We start from the raw sequence: 22894 nt of genomic DNA on the forward strand, positions 1-22894 counted from the left end.
GCGCGCCTTCAGTAGAACTTCAGGTAGCGGGCACGTTCCCAGTCGGAGACGTGATTGAGGTAGCTCAGCCACTCGTCACGCTTGTAGTCGACCCAGGTCTTCTTCATCGCGGCTCCGAACGTTTCTTCGCTCAGGGGATCGGCGTCGAAAGCGGAGACCGCTTCGTCGAGCGTGCGCGGCAGGTGGTGGATGCCCATCGCTTTGAGCTCGGCTTCGCTCTTCAGATACATGTTCTCGGTGTGCGGATCGCCCGGATCCATTTCGTTCGTAATACCTTCAAGACCTGCGGCCAGGACGAGCGCTGCACCGAGATAGGGATTGCAGGCGCTGTCTGCGGCTCGCAACTCGACGCGGCCGCCGCCTTGCGGAATGCGCAGCGTGTTGGTGCGGTTGTTGTTGCCGTAGCAGGCCCAAACAGGCGCCCAGGTGAAGCCTGACATCGAACCCTTCAAGACGAGGCGCTTGTAGCTGTTCACGGTCGGAGCGACCACGGCGCAGATCGCGGGGAGATGTTTCATGACGCCGGCGAGGAACTGATAGCCGAGCTTGGAAAGGCCACAGCCGCGCGGGTCGGCCGGATCGGCGAACAGGTTCTTGCCGGTCTTCTTATCCGAAAGCGACATGTTGAAGTGCGCGCCGCTGCCTGCGCGGTCGGCGTAGGGCTTCGGCATGAAGGTTGCGAAGCCGCCGTGCTTGCGGGCGATCTCGTGAGCCATGAGACGGAAGAACACGAACTTGTCCGCCATCGAGAGCGCATCGAAATAGCGAAAGTCGATTTCGAACTGTCCGATACCGTCTTCATGGTCGAAGCTGTAGACGTCCCAGCCGAGGCCGTTCATGGCGTCGACGAGTTCGCCGATCCAGCCCATGTTGTCGAGCGTCCGCGTGACGTCATAGGCGGGCTTTTCGAGGTGCTTGCGATCGGACAGCGGCGTGAACCCGAGCGCTGGGTCGTCTTTCAGCACGAAGAATTCGGCTTCCATGCCGAGGTTCATGCCGTATCCCATTGCATCGGCCTTTGCGAGCGCGCGCTTCAGGATATTGCGGCTGCACGCTTCGAAGGGCTGGCCCCTGCACCAGAGATCGCTTGCGAACCAGGCAATGTCCTTATTCCAGGGAAGAACGGTACAAGAGGCGGGGTCGGGGTGGGCTGCAACTTCTTCGTCGCTCACGTCCTGCGGGATGCCTTCGAGAGCGGCACCCGTGCATAGCTCCGACCCGCCGAGCATGCGATCGAGGTGCGCAACGGGCACGGCCTTACCCTTCGACACGCCGTGCAGGTCGACGTAACTGGCGAGCAGGTACTTCACGCATTGCGATGCGAGCTGATCTTCGAGCGGCGTGCGTCCTTTTTTAACGACGGCGTCCATTTTCTTATCGTCTCCGAGGTTCGTTTTGGCTTTGAGGGGAGTGTCGGGCCGGCGCGGCAAAGCCGATGGCTGTACCTAAGCCGCGCCGGTTCGTTCGTTTGGCCGTTCGTTATTTCGCGGCGATGAGGGCGCTGACGAACTTCGCGTCGAAGGTGTCCTCGATCTTCGGCGCCGCCTTGATCTGGTTGCGCTTGATGAGCACGTCAGCGATCAACTTGCCCGACGTGAAGAGGGATTTTGCATCGTCGCGCGGAGCGAAATATCCGGCCATTTCTGCGACTGGAATATTGTAAGCGCCCTTCGCCTGTTCCTTGACGTCGTCGACCGACGTCGAGAAGTATTTCGCAACGATCGCGTAGGCTTCGTCGGGATTTTCCTTGATGAACGCCATCCCGTCGATGTAGCCCTTGATCACGGCTTCGACGGTCTTCGGATTTTTCTCGATGTAGTCGACCGAGAAGTAGAGGACGTCGGTGATCAGACCGGGAGCGGACGCCGACGTGTACAGAGCGTGGTAGCCGCCGTTGGCGTCGAGCTTCAGGATTTTGCTGACGTTGGGTTCGTAGGTCGCTCCCGCAACCGCGCCGCCGATCAAGGCCGCAGCAACGCTTTCGGGTGTCGTGTCGAGGCCTTCGACATCGGCTTCGGTCAAGCCCGCCTGCTGCAGTGCATAGGCGACGAGAAGGTTGTCGCAAGTTGCGAACGGATAGGCGACTTTCTTACCCTTGAGGTCAGCCAACGACTTGATCGACTTCTGGGCGAGGATTGCATCGGCGCCGTTGGAATAGTCGATCGGCATCACGACGCGATAGGCGTTGCCGTTGGCGACGAGATTGATCACCTGATCGTAGGTGTACATCGCGCCTTGAATGCCGCCGCTCTGAAGGGCGGCCGGAATGAGCGCCGGGTCGGCGAAGTCCTTGAGAGCGACTTTGATGCCGTATTTCTCGAACATGTTCTTTTCGGCGGCGACGTAGAATGGCGCGTAGCCGATCCATGCGACCGTCGCGAGGTTGACCTCTTCGGCGCGTGCGGAACTCGCGTGCATGGACGCCATTCCGGCCAACGCCAATGCGCTGCCTATTCCAACAGTCCGTAGCCGTGACAAAAGCCTACGCATAGTTTGGGATACTCCTCCGTTAAGGGCGCCGGGCGTCATGCACCGGCTTCGACGCTTCGCGATGCAGACCTGTCGAGCGACAAGCCAACCGTCTCGCGGATCCGGTCCATCACGGTCCGCTTGAGTTTGAGAAACTGGGGGTCGACGCGCATGTCAGCGTCGCGCTTGTCCGGCAGCGGCACGTCATAGATCGTGTCGATGCGACCTGGATGCGGGGACATGAGCACGACTTGCCGGCCGAGATAGAGAGCTTCCTCGACGTCGTGAGTCACGAACATGATCGTCGTGCCTTCCTGCTCGACGACGTCCAGCACGAGATCCTGCATGACCTCGCGGGTCTGCGCATCGAGCGCGCCGAACGGTTCGTCCATCAGAATGATCGACGGCTTCGACATGAGCGCGCGCGCGATCGCGATGCGCTGGCGCATGCCGCCCGAAAGTTGCGAGGGATAAAGATCCTGCGATGCGGATAGGCCGACGAGCGCAATCAGTCTCGCAGCGCGTTTTTCTTCGGCGTCGCGCTCGAGCGCGAGATTGTCGTATTTGTTGGCGCCGAGACGGCGGCTGAAAAGGACATTCTGCTCGACCGTCAGCCACGGGAAGAGGCTGTAGTCCTGAAACACCATGGCGCGATCGACGCCCGGGCCGTCAATCTCTTTGCCGCCGACGAGAACGATGCCGTCATCGGCGGACTCGAGGCCCGCTACGATCCTCAGCAGCGTTGACTTTCCGCAGCCCGACGCGCCGACGATCGTGACGAACGTTCCGGCTGCTATCGACAGGCTCACGTCGTCGAGGACGAGGTTGCGGCCTCGCTTTCCGTCGAAGCTTTTAGAGACGTGCTTGATCTCGATGGTGTTGGTCATTCGCCTATTGCCTCCGCAGGTAGGGGAAGAGAGCGTGGTGGAGGGCGCGGAGGAGCTGATCCTGGATCAGGCCGAGAAATCCGATGACGATCAGGCCTGCGAAGATCTTGTCCGTTTGCAGGAAGCGTTGGGCCTTGAGCACCGCGTAGCCAAGGCCGGAGTTGGCGGCGACAATTTCGGCGACGACCAGATAGGTCCACGCCCATCCAAGGGTGATGCGGCAGGTCGTCAGAAGCGCAGGTGCGGCGGAGGGAAAGATGACCTTGTAAAGAATTTCCCGTCGCGTGCCGCCCATCGTCTGGGCCGCCTCTATCTGCTGCATCGGCACTTTGCGAACGTCATCGGCAAACATCAGCACCATTTGAAAGAACGTGCCCACGAAGATGATTGCGATTTTGGAATTCTCGCCGACGCCGCACCACAGCATCATCAGCGGAACGAATGCGACGGCCGGCATGTAACGGATGAAATCCATGGCCGGTTCGAGGAACGCTTCTGCGGGCTTGAACGTGCCGGCAACGAGTCCGAGCGGAAGCGCTACAAGGAGAGACGCGAGAAAGCCGAGCGAAACGCGCTGAACACTGATCGTGAGATCGCCGGCGAATCCTTCATTCGCGATCCACGACCAGAAGCGCTTCAGCACGTCGAGCGGCCCCGGCATGAACATTTTCGGTACGATGCCGGCCTCGTTGACGAAAGCCCATACGAGGATCGGCGTGGCGACGCCGAGGAAGGCGTAAAGCGCATATTGGCGGCTGGTCAGTGTGCCGCGCAGAGTCCATTGACGCTTTGCTCTGGGCTGTTCTCTTGCAGCCTTGGTCGCCTGTGGGGCATTAAGTTTTAAAGGCGAAGCATCCATCCAAATTTTCCGGTCCAAACGCTGATCGGTCGGGCTCAGGGGCAGTTGGTTTGTTTGCTGTCAAAGTTGCGCTTGAGCTGCGCTAATTAAACGTGGGATTAATATCCGCGAGCAAGTGTTTGTGCGGCGTAAAGTGCAGCATTTTCGAACAATCTTTGCACCAGCGCGCACATTCTTGAGGCAGGGCTGACAGCGGGTGTTTGGGTTTGATAGGAACGTCGGAACAATTGAGATCGAGGGAGACTCGACGTTGAGCACTGAAAGCACTTCGCCGGCTGCCGCGCGGAAACGCCGGAAGCTGGCGTCAAAAGCGCCAAGCCAACAGCGCGTTGTGCGCGCTGGACGTCCAAGGCTCGATGGTGCTTCGCCCGATGCGGAAAAGAAGATCTGCGCGGTTGCGCTCGATCTTTTTGCCGATCGCGGGTTTTCGTTGGTCACGACGAAGGACATCGCCGATGCGACCGGCTTCAATCCCGCGCTGATCTATTATTATTTCGGAAGCAAGGAAGAGCTGTTCCGGCGTGCCGTAACTCTTGCCGTGGAAAGGGCGTTCGAGCAGTTTCGTTTGTCGCGGGAAGGCTTGGAGCGTCCTCGCGACATCATCTACGGGTGGCTCGATATTCACGTGAAGGAGTACAGAACGATATCGAATCTCATCAAGATTGCTATCGACTATGCCAAGATATCGAAACGCAATGTGCGAATCGACGAGGCCATCAGGCGGTTCTATCTTGACGAAAGGGATGTGTTGAAGACGGCGCTCGCTGCGGGCATTGCGCGGGGTGATTTCCGCAATGTCGATGTTGAAGAGACGGCGAGCTTCATCTCGACTTTTCTCGACGGCGTTTGTGCGCGTGCGATGATCCTGAAGGATTTCGATCCGATCGTCGCGATTGGAGAGCTCCGGTCGTTCTTGAATACGCATTTGAAGCGGAAAAAGTGAGCGCGCCGCGCATCGGTGTTCGCTGTTTCATGAATGGAGAGGGCCCGATGGAGATAGAGCCTGAGACGCTGAGGGTCCTGCAACTCGGCAAGAATCTGATTGGCTTCTATGATGGCCGCGTGCCGGGCAAGCGGTATCATTCGTCTGAGCCGAATTGGCTTGATGACGGCGGTTACGCGCTCGGCATTTGCAGCTACGCGGTTGTCGACGGCGCGTCGGCGGTTGTTTACGACACGCACTTGTCTCTCGCGCATGCACGAGCCATCAGGCGGGAGCTCGAAGCTCGCGGTGTTCGCGATATCCGCGTTGTGCTGAGCCATTGGCATCTGGATCACGTCGCGGGCAACGCGGTTTTTGATGACTGTGAAATTATCGCGTGTGAGGAAACCACGCGTTTGCTTATCGATAAGAAGAAGGCGATCGAGACCGGAACGCTCGATGGGTTGCCCGGAATATYACCGCTCGTTCTGCCGACGACGACGTTCTCCGGCGGATTCGAATTGAGCTGCGGCGATGTCGAAATCGAGCTGCGGCCGCTCGATATTCACAGTCGTGACGGCGTCGCGATGTACTTGCCCGGAGACGGAACGTTGCTTGCCGGCGACACGCTCGAAGATACGGTCACGTATGTCGACGAGCCTGACCGTCTGGTGCAGCATCTTGATGGGCTAGCAGAGCTGGCGAGTTGGGATTTTTCGCGCATTCTTCCGAACCACGGCGCGCCTGAGCGCATAGCGGGGCTGGGCTACGATGCCGGTTTGATCGACGCGACGCGTATTTACGTCGAACGTCTGATTGAAGCTGGGGATGACGATCAGCTGGCGAGGTTACCTCTCAAAGCTTTTCTCGCCGAGCCGTTGGCTCGTGGAGCGATCAGCTATTTCGAACCTTATGAGGCCGTTCATCGGACGAACATTGCGAAGGTTCGGGCGTTAACGCGGGCAGGCGGCTGACGCTGGAAGCAAGGTTGGCCGTCTACGTATATTTCGCGCGTGGACGATCGTCGCGTGCGGCGTCGATATAGAAAAGTGCGAGCTTTTGCGGATTTGCGATAACATTGTCATTATAGAGCCTATTGGGGGAAATCTCGAGCGGCTGTGTGGCATGCTTTCGCTGAGGACCGTAAATGGAGAATCGCGCCGATCCCTTTGACCTCGAACGGTTCGTCAATGCTCAGGCGGACAGCTTCGCCCGTGCGGCGAGGGAGCTCGCAGGTGGCAAAAAGCAGTCGCACTGGATGTGGTACGTTTTTCCTCAGCTGCGCGGTCTCGGCTCAAGCGCCATGTCGGAGAAATTCGGCATCGGAAGTTATGAGGAAGCTTTGGCCTACATTGGCCATCCGGTCCTCGGGCCGCGCCTTGCTCAGGTGACGGCCCTCATGCTCGATCACAGAGACAAATCTCTGATCGATATTCTGGGCACGCCCGACAACCTGAAGTTCCATTCGTCGATGACGCTGTTCGCGTCGGTGACGAGTCACGAGAGCATCTATGCGCGCGCGCTGTACACGTTTTGCAACGGCCCCGACCGAAAGACACTCGCGCTTCTGGGTAAAATCAGCAAAGACGCATGATGATTGGCTGGCTGAGCATTCAATTCGCCGACCGTGCCTCGGACGCTGGTTATCGCTCAGCCTCTTCCGCTGGATTGGTTCCTACCTCGACAAAATCCCCTGCGCCGTCTGCAACGTAGACCTTGAGATCGGGTCGCTCCCTCCTGATGCGAAGAGCGAGCGGCCGCGCCTCGGCCTGATGGGCTCGATGCTGCTCATCCGACCAGAGACTGTTGGCTGGATCATCGCCGTTCAATGACGAAGTGAAGGCATCCGCCCAGGCGTTGAGGGATGCCGATAGATCGGGCGACAGTCCGAGCTGTTCCGGGGGAAAATCTCCGTAAAGGTGCTCGTCCATCGCCCAGAGCGGATAAGCGTGGTAGTCGGCCATAACCTTGATCGAACGGGATTGCGAAGGGTCGCTCCCGGAGACTGAGGGGGCGGCGTCGTCAGGCTGTGCTTCGTCGTCAGGCCAGGCGAGCGGAGAAGGGCTCGCCGACGCGCGCATGCTGCCGGGGCCGGCGACCATCCAGAGAACATAGCCAAAATGGGCGAGAACGGCCGCACCCGCGGCAGCGAGGAGTGGGCCCGGAACGTCCTGCCAGCTCTTCAGCGCGTCCCGGCTCGCCGCCCAAACGACAAACGCGGTGGCGGCCAGATAGAGCACGAAGGCGTTGCGCGTCTGCGCGCGACCGGTGGCGTCAGGCGGCTCTTCGAGGTCGAAGACGCGCGGGGCGAGGTAATACAAATAGAATGCCTGGCCAATCGCGGAGAGGAGGAACAGCCACATCGCAACGTCAGTGCGGATGACCAGGGCAACGCCGCCGGCGAGAATGAGATTTGCGGCGGCGAGGAGCCAGTAGCTCTGCGCCATCTCGGCGGCTTCCGGCTTCTGTCCTGAGATGCTGGCGATGGCCTGGTCCATGAAGAGGGAAGTCAGAGCTGCTCGCGTCGCCAACCATCCCGCGAACGCATAGAATGCGCCGACTATACCCAAGGCTATTTCGGTCACGCTCGTTGATCCTCACGTTGACATTTGGCGATCCGAGACGGCAGCGGTCCACCGCGCGGCCCGCGTTTCCCTCACTGGGGCACGCGGGGCGCGCTCCGATGTTTGCGTCAATAGAGAAAGCCCGCTTTTAGATTATCTTTATCACCGCCTGTCTTTCTTCTGTGAAGAGCGATAGTGCGAGAACAGCAGCAAACGCTGGAGGCTGCATGGGCCGGACCCACCAGCCCGGACAGAGCGAATTCAAAGCGACGCTGCCTGAAGATATCGACTGGAAGCCTTTCGCCGCGTTTCCGTCATCGGTCCGGCTTGCCGTCGTCGTCGGGCAGCCTGCGGAGGCTGCGCCCTACGTGATAAGGGTGAAGGTCACATCCGGCATAAAGCTGATGCCGCATATGCACCCGGAGGACCGAGTCTACACGGTCATCTCGGGTATTTTTTACATAGGCCTTGGCGATCAATTCGACGGCGACAAGTTGCAAGCCTATCCGCCTGGAAGCGTCGTCGTTCTACCCGGCGACACGTTTCACTTTCATTGGGCAAAATCCGGTGAATACGTCACTCAGGTAACGGCCGTCGGTCCGTTGGGTCTAGAATATTTGGATCCCCACGACGATCCCCGTAACAGAAGCGATCATCGAGAAGATCGTGATTGATCAACCGCAAGGCTGAGTTCTGTCAGAAGGCAGCGCGTTGAGCCTGCCTCCGGCCTCGTTCCCGATCCTGTGCAGGCTGCAGTGGATTTAGTCTGCGGCGGAATTTGTGTTTGCCGTGTCACAGGTGCGATCAATCCGTCAGGTAACGGATCATCCAGAGGCGGCGTCAATTCCGGCCGCCTTATCCTCGTGCTAATTCTTTCCCGGAGAATTTGAGGGGGGTAATGATGCGAGGCACGTTGGCTGCTGGTTTGGCCGCGACAGGACTGGTTGTTTTTCTTTCCGCGGGATGCGCAGGTCTGGCTTCAATCGGTCAAACCGCGGCTGATAAAATTACGATTGTCGAAGGCAGCCCATCGCGGAAATACAAGGTCATCAAAGCGCTCGCCGTTTCGATCAAGAAGGGCCATCCGCAATACGCGTACGCGGACTCAAACAATGTTCGCTGGGAAATGCAAAAACAGGCGCTGGCCCTGGGCGCCGATGCCGTAATCAACGTCAAGTACAATGACGTACCAATGGGGCTCTGGGACTGGGGGAGTGTGAGCGGGACGGGATTAGCCGTGAGATATTTGGAATAACCGATCGACCAGCGAGGTCAGCCAAAAGGGGATATCTAAAAAGATACCCCCTGTCTGAAATATAGACACGTGCTGAAATATCAATACAGTATGCTGATTATTGTCCTCCCTTGCGCTGTCAAATTCAACTGACAGAACTGTCAAGTTCTGTGGATAACTTTGCCGACTTCAATCCTGATGCCGTTAAGGCGCACCACCCGCTTCGCAATTGAAAAATTTCCACGAAACGGCGGCGCCGACTAGATAGTGCGACGCTCGCCGAGCAACCGGTGGTTTTGCTCCTGATCACGATACCGGGCTCTGAGATAAAATCCGGCCGCTATCGGGAGTTTGGACCTTGATGTCTCAGTTTGTGGATGGTGAAGCGTAGACCACCGGTACATTCAGAGACCGTACGGCTTCACAAAAATTGACGGTGGCCGTGTCGCGCGCGAATTGAATCACGACGGTGTCGATTTTCTTCCGTCGCAGCAGAGTCAATGCAGCGGCATAGCTATTGAAAACGTGTGTTGTGGCTCCGGTATTGAGGAGCGCGTTTCTGATGTGGTGGGGAACGCAGCCAGGCGTAGACACGATAATTACGGAGCGGGTGGAAAGTGACATTAATTGGACTACCTTTTATTCAATTTAGCACCAAATATTCGTCCCCCCGAAATATCCCTCCGCACACAGCAAACGACATTTCTTTATAGCTTTTGCGACAGGCGACGTTGCGGTGATGATGCGTCGCATGCTGATCAACTCCCGCGTTGGGCCCGCATCACCTTCCTCGGAAATTCGGCGCGCGATCCTAAAACTTGTACTTCATGCCTCCGTAAGCCGCGAATGGCATCGCGGGGACGATGGTTCGTGCGTCGGTGAAATCGATCGTACCGAGAGAGGCTTCGGAGGCTTCCTCCGTGTCGAAATAGTTTCCGAAAGTTCCGTAGTGGTGGTCGAAGAGATTGTTGATCAACCCATAAATCTGGATGTGATTGGTGATGTCATATGACGTGTGCAGGTTTACCTGCGCATATCCTGCGAGTGGTTTGTTCAGGTTCGACTCGTCACCGAAGAAAACCTGATCGCTTGCCGCAACGAGATCGGAGCCGAATTTCCATTTTGGCGTCAGCCAATAATCAAACCCTGCCTTGAAGCGGTGGCGAGGAATGCCCGGGATCCTGTCGCCCGGACGCACATTGATGCAGTTCTCGGTCGCATCGCCTGAGCAGGGCACCACGTCGGGTGATGGGTTGTTCGGCGACGCGAGTTCCAGCGACGACTGGAATGTCGGATCGATGAAAGCATAGTTTGCATAGAGGAACAGACGCTGCGTCTGGTAGCTGATCGAAGCTTCAATGCCCTGACGCAGCGTGTCGCCGGCATTCTGGAAGAAGCCACGCCCGGACGTCGGGGAGGCAACGCTAATGATATCGTCTTGATTGAGCGTTCTGAAGAGTCCGAAGCTCCAGTCGATCTTGTCGGTCCTCAGCGCGTTTGACGTTTCGCCGCGGAATCCGACTTCGCCCGTACGCGACACCACCTGTTTCAGCGGAGGGTCGCCGGTAAGGAAGCTCTCGATGAGGCACGGATTTTCCGGGTCCGCGCATGCAAGTTCCGCCGGCGTCGGTGCTCGGTTAGCCTCGGCATAGCTCGTGTAAAAGGTCAGCCCTTTTGACAGCTGATAGGTTAGCCCGCCCATCGGGTTGAAGCGCTGATAGGTATGTGACCCGTTCAAGAATGGATCGTCGCCGGTTTTGTCTTCCAACGTCACTCTTGCGAAGTTATAGCGTCCGCCGACAGTGAGGCTGAGCCGATCAGTGACGTCAAAGGTATCGGTGAAATAGACGCCGTAATAATCGTTGGTCGTCGTCAGGCTGCGCGGCGAAATATCATCCGGCCCGGTCAGGCCGATGCCGAGTGGCGAGGTGACAAAATCCGGTCCGATTGTGCCGAGGGCGCTCCTTGCTCCATAGGCGACGTGACCGTGATCGATGCTGCCGCCAATCAGGAACTGATTGTTATGGCCGAAAAGCTTGGCTTTCTCGACGGCCTGCAGCGATCCGCCGAAACTGTCGGCGTTTTGAGATGTCCGATCTAGCGATCCTATAGGAGCACCGCCACCGACGGATGAAGGTACTGGACCGTTTGCGGAGGTCAACGGATCGCCATCAAGACAAAGAAAGTTGCCGCACGCTTCCACTTCCAAAATATTGGCGTCGAGGTGGGCTTGCTGGAAATGGCGGTAATACGTAACGCCGGAGAACGTCAGCGTATTCGTTGCCTTCACCGACCCATTGATCGAGACCATCTCCATGTCGTTCTGGGTGGTCTGCGGATTGGTGTAGACGCGATTCCAACCCTCATCGAGCAACTGAACGGGCGCTGCCGATACAGCGCCGACGAAGTTATCCGCGCCCGTGAAATTGACGTGGAACTCGGCCTCGCGATTCTTGAACCCGAGGTCGGCGTACATGCGGTGAATTTCGGCGGGTGAAAATTGGCGCCAGCCGTTGTCATTGATGTCCTCGGCCGCAATGAACATGGCCCAGTTGCCGCTTTGCGCGCCGGCCGCCCCCGAACCTTGGATGCGCCCGAACGAACCGCCGCGAACGTCAAATTCCGCGCCCTGGAAATTGAAGCCGTCTCGCATGTCGACGCTGATCGCACCGCCGATGGCGTTCAATCCGAACACAGGGTTGCTGCCCATCACCGTCATGCTGGAGACGGCGTTCGATGGCAGGAAATCCCAGTTGACGATGTCGCCGAACGCCTCGTTGATGCGGACGCCGTTTTGATAGACGGCTAAGCCTTGCGGCACACCGTTGACAGGCGAGGAAGAAAATCCACGATACTGCACATCGGTCTGAAACCCATTGCCCTGCAGATCGCTGACGATCACGCCAGGCACGCGTGCTTGCAAAACGTCCTGGGCGGTCACAGCGCCAGTGCGTTGAATATCCGCTGCCGTCGTGCTGGCGACCCCGTTCGGAACTTTTTCGAGAGGAATTTCGCTTCCCGCAACAGGGGACATCTTTATCTGAGATGGCTCAGCCGCTTCGATAGCGGCAGGGCTTGGCGGAGGCGCTGGTGTCGCCGGCTCTTTCTTTGTTTTGGCTGCCTGCTTGACTGGCTTGGGTTGGGCTTTTGGTTGCTGCTGAATCACTTCCACATCCGGCAACGTCGTACCCGGAGCGGCGGCTTGTCCAGGCGTTGTCGATTGTGAAGCCGGTGCGCCGGTCGATGGCGCTTGGGACGTCTGGGCGCTCGGAAGGCCGCTCGGAGTTGTCGTTGACCCGCCGGCGTCTTGAGCCAGAACAGCGGACGCTCCGAACACGACGCATGCAAGCGCCACTGCTGGCGCCATGGTGACCATGCGCGTTGACATCAACGACCCCCTGCTCCCGGACGCGTATCACTCGGACCATTGCCTCAGCAGTGACCCGGCAATCGCGACTCTTGTTCCCATAAGCAGGAAAAGTTCTTGAGTATATTAGGTCAATGTTCCCGACGATCCGTATAGCTCGTTCCGATTTGAAGTGTTGTAGAATAGATACTTTCCGGCCGATCCGACAAATCGGGAAAAACTTCCCGAGCAGACTTGGCAACACTAGCGAACCGACTGTGATCCGGCACTTCGATCGGCCTCAACCGAGATGTGCTTGGCGTGAGGCCTAAGGGCGGCTTTGGAGTCAACTATCAGGCGCCTTCGAAGTTGGGATTGCAGCCAACGTTTGGCGCCGATCGAATGAGTGGCGGGACGCGGCAAAGAAGCTTGCTGGCAGGACGAGCGTCAGCCGTTCAGCGTACGACTACGCAAATCGAACTCGTCGGTTGAAATCGTCAGTTGCCTTTGGTGTCGGAAAGGCGCCGAGGGCTTATCGATGCACTGATCGCATCCGGAGGGCACCCAAGCCATTTTCGGCAATTTCGGAGAGCAGCCTGAATTATTGAAATTCATGGTGCCGGCTGTAGGATTTGAACCTACGACCCCCTGATTACAAATCAGGTGCACTACCACTGTGCTAAGCCGGCTTGCCAAGGTTACGGCGCCGCCCGGGCGGGCGCGTCATTTTGGCTGCGACGTGCCAGGAGATGCCCGACTTCGCGCAGGCGCTTGATACTCGACGGGGCGGGTGGTGTGCAAGCGCCCTGCCGCATCTCCGGTGACGCGGGCCGATCGGACAAAAAAAGAAGCAGAGATTGCTCTCTGCTTCCTCTGCTTCCCGTTAGAAGCGAGCCCTCACGGGCACCACCAGACCGGTCCGATCGCCATGCAACCACGACGGCTCCAGTCGCCCGGCCGCCTGTCATAGCGATGCCAACCCTTGGGCGGGCCCTTGCGGTGCCGCTTATGATAATAGGACTTTTTTCCGTGATGTTTGCCGTGAACGTTTCTGTGATCGTTCCTGTAGTCGACTTGCTGGATCGCAGTTGAAGCTGCGACATGTGCAGGCGCGCCTACTGTGATTGCCGATGCAGATGTCGCCGAAAGGATCGACGCAGCCACAGCACACAACGCGATGCTTTTGATACCCAAAGTTGTTCTCCCGATTTCGACATAACGAACCTGCCTCAACGCGCTAGGTTCTCTTTGGTTCCGCTATGAACCTGACTGACGCCATACGGGATACGTGCGCGGAAGATCAACTCATTCCGGATCGGGCACGACGCAGAGCATCATTCTTGGCGTCGGCTATGAGCATATCGATTTCAACAGCGTCGAACACATCGCAGTCGGCAATCGCACCATCGACCGAAGAAGAATTTCGCCGCGAACCAAGTCGATCAGTTGGGGAAAATCGGCAAAGCCGCGCTTTTGGAGCAAAAAGCAGGCGGATTGCGATTGCGGAGGGGCGGCTTGCCGAAGAAAATCAAGCGGTTGTGCGATGCTTCGCTTCTTGTGCAGACCGACAGTGCGAAGCCTCCCCGGAACGTGGTACAGTCACGCCGACGAGAGGAGGTCTGAGCATGCAGTTCGCCGTGGGTTTCAAGTCGGAAGGAAAGCTCGGGCATGTCCTCATCGATGGTGACGACGCCCTCGTGGCTGCGCTCAAACTGAAGGCCAAGTGTCCAGCGGCGACCATCATGTATGTTCGGCCACGAAACCGTCGTGGGGACAATCGTCATCCGCCGTTGCCGGCTCATTCGCCGAACTGATTTTCAATTCAATCACGCTCGGTAGATCACACGCGGGATCTCGGCTGTGGAAGGCGCCGTTGCGCCAAGCCCGCGACGACGAGGCCGCCGAGTAGAATTGCGCATTCGACGTATCGCTTCGCAAGGCGGCGCGGGTTTGTTGCCAGCCTCCACATCCATTCGAAGCCGAGTTTGCGGAACAGTTTTGGCGCCCGTACTTGCGCGCCGGCAACGAAATCGAGGGACGCTCCTGCGCAGACCATGCCGCACGCCAATCCTTTGGCGCGGGCGCGCGCGGAAAAGATTTCCTGCTTCGGCGCGCCGAGGGCGACGATGCAGATGCGGGCTCCCGACCTTCTAATGGTTTCGATGGCGCGGTCAGCCTCCGCGCCCTCCGGATCGAATGCGCGAGAGGGAGAGAGCATGCCTGCGATTTTCAGAAGTCCGTCGGTGTGGTCGGCGATTTCGTGCGCGGCCTTTGCCAGGACATCCTCGGTGGAACCGAAAAGAAATACGGGGAGATGGGCGTCTGCGGCCGCATCGAGCAAGGGCAAGAGCATGTCGGAGCCGGTGGCGCGAACGATGCTGCGGTCTTGCATGCGCGCGAGCCAAGCGACCGGCGCTCCGTCTGCCGTGACGATGTCCGCCTCGCGATAGGCCAGGCGAAATCGTTCGTCGCTGCGAAGCTTCACGAGATGATCGAGATTCAAAGTGAAGACGGTGAAGGCGTCTCTCGCTCTCGCTCGTTTGATGACCGCGGCAATCGCCGTGTCCATGTCGGGCGTGTTGATCGGCCAGCCGCCCACGTGTGCGAGGGGCGGGCTCGGCTGTTCTGCGATGCTCTCGGATTGCAGATCCACCAATGCGCGGGCGGCGGTATTCTTCTGTTGCACTTTGTATCTCTGATCCGGCTGTCATGTCCCTGAGGGGCAGTGCCGGAGCAATTCCCGTGCCTCGCGAAAACGGGGCGCGGGGGGCGGGTATCGCGTCGCCGATCTGTTCCATTTTGTGGCCGGTCGTCCCGATATCGCACGTCATGCGCGACGCGCTTCGAAACGCTCCGCCCAAGGAGCGATCGTTGCGAGAGATGAGTGCCGCAATATTTTGCGGGACGCCCCAGCAATCCGGTTAAGAGCCGCATAATTCTCACGCAACAGGTGGATTTCACAAGGTTTTTTGGCGCTTTGGTGCTTCTGCAACCATTGCACGGGTGCGGACTCCGTCGGGCATTGCTCGAAGGGAAACCGCATTCCGCGTCGCAACGGCCCGGCAAATGCATTGTCGTCATGCGGCGGGACGTTTGGCTTTGCCTGCCGGTGTGACAGGACGCTTATCAGTGCTTGGAACTGTTCGACAACTTGCTTCGCCGAACCTCATGAGGTTCTCGCGATTTGCTCTGACCCAATCGGGTTTCCGTGCGGCAGCATTTTTAACCGAGCTTGCCGGCATCGTGCTGATCGCGATCGCGACCGGGATGTCCTACGACTGTGTGGTCAATGGCGAGGCCGGCTTCGGCCAAACTTACGCGGCGGCCGGGATCCTCGCCGGGCTCGGCTATAGTCTGGCGTTTCTCATTCGCGACGAATACGCCATCGAGGTGCTGCTGGAGGGACGACGCAGTCCTGGGCGCGTTTTTCTGACGTGGAGCCTCGTGTTCATCGGTCTCGCGGTCATCGGTTTTCTGACGAACAGCACGGAAGAGTTTTCGCACGGATGGCTGGCCGTCTTTTTCGTATCGGGGCTTGCCAGTGTGCTGGCGTTCAATTCGGCGCTCAGCCGCGCCGCGGTTCAAATCATGTCGCGCGGCTGGATTCGCTGGCGGAAGGTGATGATCGTGGCGACGGACAGCGACGTCTCCGCGCTCGAAAGAGAGATCAACGGCGCTGCGGCGGGGTTCTGGGTCATCGCTCGGACGACAGTTCCCAATCTTGCGCAAGAGCCCAATGAGATCGACTCCGTTCTGGATGCGGCCATCGCAAAGGCGCGGATGCTCGGCGTCGAAGAGGTCATCATTTCGCACGAACTCGTGCGCAGCCAGTTCCTGGAGCGGGCCGTCAATGCTTTCAGTGTTCTGCCCGTCGCTCTCCACCTGAGCACGAGCGGCTTTGTGCGCGGGTTCAAGGACGCACGCATCGCGCGTTTCGGCGAAACCACGACCATCTCTTTGACAAGGCCACCGCTCGGGCCGCTGGAAGCTGCCACGAAGCGCTGGTTCGATATGGTGGCTGCGGGTGTCGCGCTCACTCTTCTCAGCCCGCTGTTCGCGGTGATCGCGGTCCTGATAAAATTGGATAGCCGTGGACCGGTGTTCTTCAAGCAGCGGCGGCGTGGATACAACACCGCGGAATTTCAGATCTGGAAGTTTCGCACGATGACGTCTCTCGACGACGGGGACGTGATCGTTCAGGCGACGGAGAACGATGGTCGCGTGACGGCTCTCGGGAATATCCTGAGGCGGACATCTCTCGACGAGCTTCCCCAGCTCATCAATGTTCTCAAGGGCGAAATGTCGCTCGTTGGTCCGCGCCCGCATGCCGTCGCGCATGACCGCTATTTCGAGAGACATATCGAGCGCTACCCCCGGCGGCTGAACGTGAAGCCCGGCATCACGGGATGGGCGCAGGTGAACGGTTTCCGCGGCGAGACCCGCACGGAAGAGGCGATGCGGCAGCGCGTCGACCACGATCTCTATTACATCGACAATTGCTCGGTCGGTTTCGACCTCTACATTCTCTTGCTCACGTTGATTTCACCGAAGGCCAAACGCAACGCCCGGTAATTTCAGGGCTCTTGCAGAGATGTAACGGGGGCGGCGGATTCCGCACTGGCGGAGACTTCGCCCGATGGTCTTCAACCGATCTTAAGGTACTCTGGGCAACGATTCTCGGACCCTTTGCGTAGTGTTCCGCGAAGGCAGCTGGAACCACAGGGGGAGTTCACCCAATGCGCTTTAAATCCTTGATGGCGCTCGCCGCGCTTGTTGCGGCTTCTGCAGTGCCGACTGGCGAGGTGGCGGCCTGGGGTTTGGACAGCCCTGATCTTCGGCCGCGCGCCTACCGTCCCAATCCGGCGCTTGAGAACTATTACTCGTATTATTACGATCCGCGCGGCTATTATCCCTATTACAACTCCGGCGAGTGGGGTCCCCCCATCATCCGCCGCTACAAGGGGCCGCTGCCGCCCTATTACGCCTCTTGGGGCGCGCCGAACCGGCGGTATCATCACGTCGAATGGCACCGGCTGCACTACCGCGGCCATCGTCGCGGCGACTGGTAATCCCGGCTGATTGGCGCCGGCTCTCCGCTGCGCGGAGCGGGCCGGTGGCGCGGCCTTGGGTCGACGTCGTCATATCCCATAAGCGTTTGCAGCGCCCGGTCCCGGTTAGGACTGGGCGTTTTCGTTTGTGTCTGAATTTGGGTTCCTATTTTGTGACGTTCCGGCCCCATTGATTTACCGCGAAGGCACGCGCGAATGCTCGTGCGGAGTATTCGCAGTGCTCGTTCAGAACATGTTCATTGGTATTTTGAGAATATCCCCCTGCTAGCGGGACATGCAGGCGTTCGAGTAACTTGGTGAGGGGGTACAACCCATGATGAAAAGAATTGGCAACGCGATGATGGCGCTTGCCGTCGCGACTTCAATGATGCTTGCCGTCGCTCCAGAGGCGCAGGCTCGCCGTGGCTCAGGCGTCGGTGTTGGCGTTGCCGCCGGTATCATCGGTCTTGGCATTCTTGGCGCCGCAGCTGCTTCCCGTGATTATGACCGTCGTTACTATTCGCGCTATGACGAGGGCCGTTGCTACCGTGGCCGCGAAGAGTGCCGCTGGTCCGGGCGCCGGTGCTTTGAAAACGACTTCGGCGATACCGTCTGCCGCGGCGGACGGTACCTCTGCGAACGGCCGCTCATCTGCGATTAGGCGGGATCGGTTCGGTTGAGAATTAGCGGCTGGCGCGGGAACGCGCCGGCCGTTTTCATTTTTGAGCTTTCATTTTTCCGCTTTTATTTCTTGCGGGCGAGCAGCGCCGTGTGAAGCGCGATCGCTGCCGCGTTCGAGACGTTGAGGCTGGCGAGCGTATCGTCGGTCGTGATGTGGGCGAGGCTGTCGCAGGTCTTGCGGGTCAGCTCGCGCAGCCCCTTGCCTTCAGACCCCATCACCAGCGCCGTTGGTTGCGACCAATCGAGCGTCTCGATGCTTTGCTCGCCGCCGCTGTCGAGGCCGATGACGGCGAAGCCCGCATCCTTCAGCTCAGCGAGGGCCTGCGAGAGATTGGCGACGAGGGCGACGGGAACGAGTTCGAGGGCGCCGGACGCGGACTTGGCGAGTACGCCGTTGAGGGGAGGGCTGTGCCGGCGCGTCATGACGAGGCCGCTGGCGCCGAAGACGGCCGACGACCTCAAGATTGCGCCGACGTTGTGTGGGTCCGTCACCTGATCGAGAACGATGAGGGGGCGTCCGCCTGCGGCTTCGGCGAGATCGTGCCAGTCGGGTTCGGGCAGCGGGTCGACGTCGATGGCGGCCCCCTGGTGGACGGTATCGGCGCCCAGAAGCTTATCGAGGTCACGCGGTGAGACACGCTCGATCGGCAGTTCGATCTTGCCGACGGCCTCCAGGAGGCGGTGCTCGGCGTTTTCGGTCAGAAGTGCGCGCAGGACCTTGCGCGCTGGGTTCTTCAGCGCGGCCTCGACGGCATGGAGCCCGAACAGCCGAATCGGGCCGTCCTCGTTCTCAGAGTGGCCGCGGGCGTGCCCTCGATCGTTTCCTCGGCTATTTTCTGGCCGTCCGCCGGGGCGAGATGAAAAGTCGCTCGAGCGCTTCTTATCGCGCCACGGCTTGTTGAATCGTGGTTTCTGCAGGGCTTGCCTCGAAAAATTAATCGCTATCGGCCCGCTCGGGATACCCAATTCGGCAACGGGATGGGGGCCGAAGCGCACATTGCCGCTTTTCCGATTGACATGAAAGGCCCCCGTGAAGATAACCCGGGCGAAGGCCCTGCCCGATTGGCAGGGCGCTTTCATTTCTACGGCCGCGAAATAGCGGCCTGGGGAGAGGTGCCCGAGTGGCTAAAGGGGGCGGACTGTAAATCCGCTGGCTTCGCCTACGCTGGTTCGAATCCAGCCCTCTCCACCAAGACCCCGTCAGACAGTGTCGGTTGATGTCGGTTGACGAGAAAATTACCTAATAAAATCAGGGAAAATCCCAATCTGACGTCTATTGACGTCGGGGCAAATCGCCTACCATCGGTCGCGCATTCGTGGACGAATTCGTGGACGAGCGATGGCAAAAAGCACGTACCGGCAGAACGCGATCAAGGCTGCCAATGTGAAGGCCGTCGGGATGCATCCCGACGGAGCCGGCCTCTATCTCAAGGTGGACAAGGGCGGATCCAAGTCGTGGGTGTTCCGCTACATGTTCGATCGGCGGCAGCGCTATCTTGGCCTCGGATCGGTGACTTCGGTCAGTCTTGCAACCGCGCGCTCGTTGGCTGGTGACGCGCGCCGCCTGCTTGACCTCGGTCAGGATCCGATCGAGGCGAAGCGACTGGCGGAAAGGGAAGCCGCCGCCGACAAGGCTCGCTCGATGACATTCAAGGAATGCGCCGAAGCCTACATGGCAGCGCACGAGCCGAGCTGGAAGAACGCGAAGCATTGCGAGCAGTGGCACAGCACCCTTCGACGCTATCTCTATCCGAAGTTTGGCGGCGTCGCGGTCTCTCTAGTCACGACCGAAATGGTTCTCGAAGCTATACAACCTATCTGGCATTCGATGCCCGAAACGGCCTCTCGGGTGCGGGGCCGGATAGAGGTCGTCATCGATTGGGCGAAGGCACGTGGCGCCTTTTCAGGAGAGAACCCGGCCCGTTGGCGTGGCCACCTTGCGAACCTGCTCCCGAAGCCGTCGAAGGTCGCCAAGGTTGAGCATCACGCGGCGATGCCGTTCGAAGACCTACCAACGTTCATGTCGGAGCTGCGAGCTGCAACGGGCCTGACTTCGAGAGCGCTGGAGTTCACCATTCTCACGGCCGCTCGAACCACGGAAGCGCTGGGTGCGCAGTGGAGTGAGTTCGATCTAGGGAAGAAGATGTGGACCGTGCCGGCGGTGCGGATGAAGGCAGGCAAGGATCATCGCGTGCCGCTATCGCCACGAGCCGTCGAGATCATCAGAGTGCTGGAAACAGTCAAGCGGAACGAGTTCGTCTTCCCCGGAGAAAAGCCCGGCCGGCACCTGAGCAACATGAGCATGTTGATGTTGCTGCGCCGTATGAACCGAGGCGAACTTACCGTCCACGGCTTCCGATCGACGTTCCGCGACTGGGCTGCGGAGACGACGAGCTTCCCGAACTTCATCGTGGAAATGGCGCTCGCGCATACAATCGAAATTAAGGTCGAAGGAGCTTATAGGCGAGGGGACCTTTTAGAGAAGCGGCGCGCGTTAATGGTGGCGTGGAAATGAAGTTCCTGACGTATGATGTTGTCACTGGCGATTACTTCGTCTGGTTTGCCCGCGCTGGGGATAGCCTTACTCAGTAAACTACGAGCCAGTCTCCTCGCTCATCTGACCTTTATGAGTGTGGCTCAATGCTGCCGCATATCCGCGCCTGGAAGACGGCGATATCTGCCTTTGCGTCACGCCGGGCAGAGACCCAGACAACAACAGTCCTGCGAGTGAGTTATTGGAAGCGTTGTTCGGCGAATTGTTATGCTGATAATATCCTTTGTTGGCATAACTATAATGGCCACTTCCCATCTATTTTCAACTGCAGCTCAGGTGGTTTCTATCGTTCCCCGTTAGGAGCTAGCGGTTGGATTCACGATGCTACCGCTTCGTCATGATCGCGCGCTGCGCGGAGCCCGCGGAACAACGTCCGCCGCGAAACCTTCAACAGTCGCGCGACCTCATCGCCGTGGAGGCCCTTCTCGAAGTAGCCTTTAGCTTTCGCGGCCATGTCTGGTGTCCATTTCACCGGCGCTCCGAATTTCCTACCGCACTTCTTCGCAGCTGCTAGTCCGGCGCGCGTGCGCTCCACAATCAGGTCACGTTCGAACTGCGCCACCGCCGCCAACATGTGCAGTACTAAGCGACCGGTCGATCCGGAAGTGTCGAGGCCATCGGAGACAGTCTTGAATTTGATACCGCGTCCGTTGAGGTCGTCGAGCAAATTCGAGAGATGCGCGAGGCTACGGCCGATGCGGTCAAGCTTGTAGCAGGCCAGCGTGTCGCCTAGCCCTAATGCGGCGGATTGCCTTTGCCAGCTCTGGCCGGTCGTGGCGCGTGCCTGATGCCTTTTCGATAAAGATGTTTTCTGTTTTGATACCGAGATCCTTGGCGGCGTCGACTTGTAGCGCGAGATTTTGGTCACGGGTCGAAACGCGAGCGTAAAACACGGTTTTTGTCATGCGACGTGGGCTCCTGATTTGGCACTGACTTATGGCACCTCGATGGTCCGGCTTTTGGCACAGTGTATGGCACCGGGTCAAAATCGTTCGTTTATGGCAGCGTGAAGAGAAGTGCCCCTTGTGCGGGACGCAGTCGCTTTCGGGGGGCTGGCACCGCTGCCGACTGAAAAGAATCGCAGGACAAACTGTTTTGTTTGAACGTAGCCCACCTTTGGCGCTGGGCTTCTGAAATCCGCTTGCGACCTTCCTGCGTCTTCGGACCGGTCGACAAACCGCCATGAAGCTTGCAACGGCCGTTCGACATGGCAGGGGCGCAACACGGCTCCCCCGTGCTCCTTGCATACGCTCCGCAGCGCGACGGCTTTCGCTTTTTCTCCTGAGGCTGGTTCGGTTGAGAAGCGGCGTCTGTCACATGAAACTCCATGTTGTTGGGCGCGATGCTTGTTTGAGCGACAAGAGTTTTTCGTCACTTCTGTCGGTGGCAGGGCCGGGACAGTGCCCCGAATCCTAGTGTTTCTCTCAGGAGATGACGGCGACCAGGAGCCCGAGAATTCCGATTGCTCCGATAGTGACATCGAGAAGGGGAAACCGTTTGTGGGTTGCGCCCCTGCTAGCGCTCGAGACATCGGGTTGAGGCACTGGCCTTGGTTTTCGCCGTCGACGTGTCGTGCTGCGCTTACTCACGAGATCTTCCTGTCGATCGGTGGACCACCGGAGGTATTGGTTCAGGGGGGTGTCCGGGAGGTCTCGCTTTCTAGGAGTGCCCTTGTCTATCATATATAGATTGTCTAGACAAGTAGACAAAATGTTTCACGGCGTGTATCACCGGTAAATGGCTCAGGAAAAAGAAAAGCGGCTACAATTGAACCTTCGGGTTCAGCAGAAAGACCTCGACGCCATCGACCGTATTCGGAGGGCGATGTGGCCTATTCCGTCGACGACTGAGGCCGTGCTCCAAGCCATCCACGAACTCGATAACAAACTCGCGAAGAAGTCGGGCCGTTAGATCTGCTGCGCTGGTCGGAAGACGACGTCTTCTCTGAGCGATAGCATCTTCTCAATGATGGGCTCACCGCTAGTGTTGAGTGTCCACACCTGGGTGCACCAGGTAGGGCCAATCGTTTTCGGATGGCGAGGCAAGCTCTGATCTCAAGAAATCAAATCGCGCCGACTGTCACAAAACCTAAGGGGTTTTCTAAGACCCCATGACCGGCGCGCGCACGCGCGCAGCGGAGTCGCAAAACTAATACTGTTGCGGTCTATTTAGTCCGTGCTGGCCATACAAACCGAATTTCTGGAACGCCAGGTCTGGTAGGTGGCGCCGGGGGCGAGCCTTTCGTCAATGCATCGACAAGTTCTGGATCAACGCCAGCCGCAATCTGCGCTTCGCGGATTTTCTTGCGCCAAGCGACGCGTGCTTCGATA

The 22894-nt window shown here is 58.8% G+C and carries 20 protein-coding genes, 2 tRNA genes and 1 pseudogene; 12 read left to right on the forward strand and 11 right to left on the reverse strand.

Annotated elements, in window-relative coordinates:
• Positions 1-8: 8 nt before the first annotated feature.
• The 4 genes from glnT to AC1DK3_RS17295 all read right to left on the reverse strand — a co-directional run bounded on the left by glnT (position 9) and on the right by AC1DK3_RS17295 (position 4215).
• A complete protein-coding gene (gene glnT, locus AC1DK3_RS17280) occupies positions 9-1370 on the reverse strand; it encodes a type III glutamate--ammonia ligase (protein ID WP_477193496.1) in 1362 nt (453 codons plus the stop codon).
• A 109-nt stretch (positions 1371-1479) separates the two neighbouring features.
• Positions 1480-2418, reverse strand: coding sequence for an ABC transporter substrate-binding protein (locus AC1DK3_RS17285; RefSeq protein ID WP_477193497.1), 939 nt, complete (start codon positions 2416-2418; stop codon positions 1480-1482).
• A 107-nt stretch (positions 2419-2525) separates the two neighbouring features.
• Positions 2526-3356 carry an ABC transporter ATP-binding protein gene (locus tag AC1DK3_RS17290; RefSeq protein WP_477193498.1) on the reverse strand — a complete coding sequence of 277 codons (831 nt, stop codon included), beginning with the start codon at positions 3354-3356 and terminating at the stop codon, positions 2526-2528.
• Between the two features lie 4 nt (positions 3357-3360).
• Entirely contained in the window at positions 3361-4215 is an 855-nt protein-coding gene (locus AC1DK3_RS17295) for an ABC transporter permease (RefSeq protein ID WP_477193499.1), read from the reverse strand.
• Between the two features lie 250 nt (positions 4216-4465).
• On the opposite strand from AC1DK3_RS17295, the gene AC1DK3_RS17300 reads away from it, so the two are divergent.
• The 3 genes from AC1DK3_RS17300 (at position 4466) to AC1DK3_RS17310 (ending at position 6731) form a co-directional block, all read left to right on the forward strand.
• Complete coding sequence (locus AC1DK3_RS17300; protein ID WP_477193500.1) at positions 4466-5158, forward strand: TetR/AcrR family transcriptional regulator; 693 nt, start codon at positions 4466-4468, stop codon at positions 5156-5158.
• Between the two features lie 47 nt (positions 5159-5205).
• On the forward strand, positions 5206-6111 hold the full coding sequence (locus tag AC1DK3_RS17305; RefSeq protein WP_477193501.1) for an MBL fold metallo-hydrolase: 906 nt from the start codon (positions 5206-5208) through the stop codon (positions 6109-6111).
• Positions 6112-6284: 173 nt separating this feature from the next.
• Positions 6285-6731, forward strand: coding sequence for a DUF1810 domain-containing protein (locus tag AC1DK3_RS17310; protein WP_477193502.1), 447 nt, complete (start codon positions 6285-6287; stop codon positions 6729-6731).
• Positions 6732-6780: 49 nt separating this feature from the next.
• Here the strand turns inward: AC1DK3_RS17310 and AC1DK3_RS17315 are convergent, their stop codons facing one another.
• The gene (locus AC1DK3_RS17315; RefSeq protein WP_477193503.1) at positions 6781-7722 is read right to left on the reverse strand and encodes a hypothetical protein; all 942 of its coding nucleotides are present in this window, start codon (positions 7720-7722) and stop codon (positions 6781-6783) included.
• A 206-nt stretch (positions 7723-7928) separates the two neighbouring features.
• Between AC1DK3_RS17315 and AC1DK3_RS17320 the strand changes: the two genes are divergently transcribed.
• Entirely contained in the window at positions 7929-8375 is a 447-nt protein-coding gene (locus tag AC1DK3_RS17320; RefSeq protein WP_477193504.1) for a cupin domain-containing protein, read from the forward strand.
• Between the two features lie 224 nt (positions 8376-8599).
• Positions 8600-8956, forward strand: coding sequence for a hypothetical protein (locus AC1DK3_RS17325; protein WP_477193505.1), 357 nt, complete (start codon positions 8600-8602; stop codon positions 8954-8956).
• A gap of 790 nt (positions 8957-9746) precedes the next feature.
• Here AC1DK3_RS17325 and AC1DK3_RS17330 read toward each other — a convergent pair.
• Entirely contained in the window at positions 9747-12323 is a 2577-nt protein-coding gene (locus AC1DK3_RS17330; protein WP_477193506.1) for a TonB-dependent receptor, read from the reverse strand.
• Positions 12324-12895: 572 nt separating this feature from the next.
• Positions 12896-12970 (reverse strand) — tRNA-Thr (locus tag AC1DK3_RS17335).
• A 936-nt stretch (positions 12971-13906) separates the two neighbouring features.
• Between AC1DK3_RS17335 and AC1DK3_RS17340 the strand changes: the two genes are divergently transcribed.
• Positions 13907-14095 carry a hypothetical protein gene (locus AC1DK3_RS17340; protein ID WP_477193507.1) on the forward strand — a complete coding sequence of 63 codons (189 nt, stop codon included), beginning with the start codon at positions 13907-13909 and terminating at the stop codon, positions 14093-14095.
• Between the two features lie 26 nt (positions 14096-14121).
• On the opposite strand, the gene AC1DK3_RS17345 is transcribed toward AC1DK3_RS17340, so the two are convergent.
• The gene (locus AC1DK3_RS17345) at positions 14122-14967 is read right to left on the reverse strand and encodes a WecB/TagA/CpsF family glycosyltransferase (protein ID WP_477193508.1); all 846 of its coding nucleotides are present in this window, start codon (positions 14965-14967) and stop codon (positions 14122-14124) included.
• Positions 14968-15449: 482 nt separating this feature from the next.
• Here AC1DK3_RS17345 and AC1DK3_RS17350 point away from each other — a divergent pair, with 482 nt between their 5' ends.
• The 3 genes from AC1DK3_RS17350 to AC1DK3_RS17360 all read left to right on the forward strand — a co-directional run bounded on the left by AC1DK3_RS17350 (position 15450) and on the right by AC1DK3_RS17360 (position 17990).
• Positions 15450-16853: an exopolysaccharide biosynthesis polyprenyl glycosylphosphotransferase gene (locus AC1DK3_RS17350; protein ID WP_477193509.1), complete on the forward strand. Its 1404-nt coding sequence runs from the start codon at positions 15450-15452 to the stop codon at positions 16851-16853.
• Between the two features lie 164 nt (positions 16854-17017).
• A complete protein-coding gene (locus tag AC1DK3_RS17355) occupies positions 17018-17350 on the forward strand; it encodes a hypothetical protein (RefSeq protein ID WP_477193510.1) in 333 nt (110 codons plus the stop codon).
• A gap of 313 nt (positions 17351-17663) precedes the next feature.
• Positions 17664-17990 carry a hypothetical protein gene (locus AC1DK3_RS17360; RefSeq protein WP_339083911.1) on the forward strand — a complete coding sequence of 109 codons (327 nt, stop codon included), beginning with the start codon at positions 17664-17666 and terminating at the stop codon, positions 17988-17990.
• Positions 17991-18073: 83 nt separating this feature from the next.
• Here the strand turns inward: AC1DK3_RS17360 and rlmB are convergent, their stop codons facing one another.
• Positions 18074-19006, reverse strand: coding sequence for a 23S rRNA (guanosine(2251)-2'-O)-methyltransferase RlmB (gene rlmB, locus AC1DK3_RS17365; RefSeq protein WP_477193511.1), 933 nt, complete (start codon positions 19004-19006; stop codon positions 18074-18076).
• A gap of 111 nt (positions 19007-19117) precedes the next feature.
• On the opposite strand from rlmB, the gene AC1DK3_RS17370 reads away from it, so the two are divergent.
• A tRNA-Tyr gene (locus tag AC1DK3_RS17370) sits at positions 19118-19202 on the forward strand.
• A 147-nt stretch (positions 19203-19349) separates the two neighbouring features.
• The gene (locus tag AC1DK3_RS17375; protein ID WP_477193512.1) at positions 19350-20525 is read left to right on the forward strand and encodes a tyrosine-type recombinase/integrase; all 1176 of its coding nucleotides are present in this window, start codon (positions 19350-19352) and stop codon (positions 20523-20525) included.
• A gap of 355 nt (positions 20526-20880) precedes the next feature.
• Here AC1DK3_RS17375 and AC1DK3_RS17380 read toward each other — a convergent pair.
• Positions 20881-21469: pseudogene (locus AC1DK3_RS17380) on the reverse strand (recombinase family protein).
• A gap of 91 nt (positions 21470-21560) precedes the next feature.
• On the reverse strand, positions 21561-21893 hold the full coding sequence (locus AC1DK3_RS17385; protein WP_477193513.1) for an HGGxSTG domain-containing protein: 333 nt from the start codon (positions 21891-21893) through the stop codon (positions 21561-21563).
• Between the two features lie 408 nt (positions 21894-22301).
• Here AC1DK3_RS17385 and AC1DK3_RS17390 point away from each other — a divergent pair, with 408 nt between their 5' ends.
• Positions 22302-22475, forward strand: a complete 174-nt coding sequence (locus AC1DK3_RS17390) for a hypothetical protein (protein WP_477193514.1) — start codon at positions 22302-22304, stop codon at positions 22473-22475.
• Positions 22476-22894: the final 419 nt, after the last annotated feature.

This window comes from Hyphomicrobium sp. 01T421, assembly GCF_056398805.1.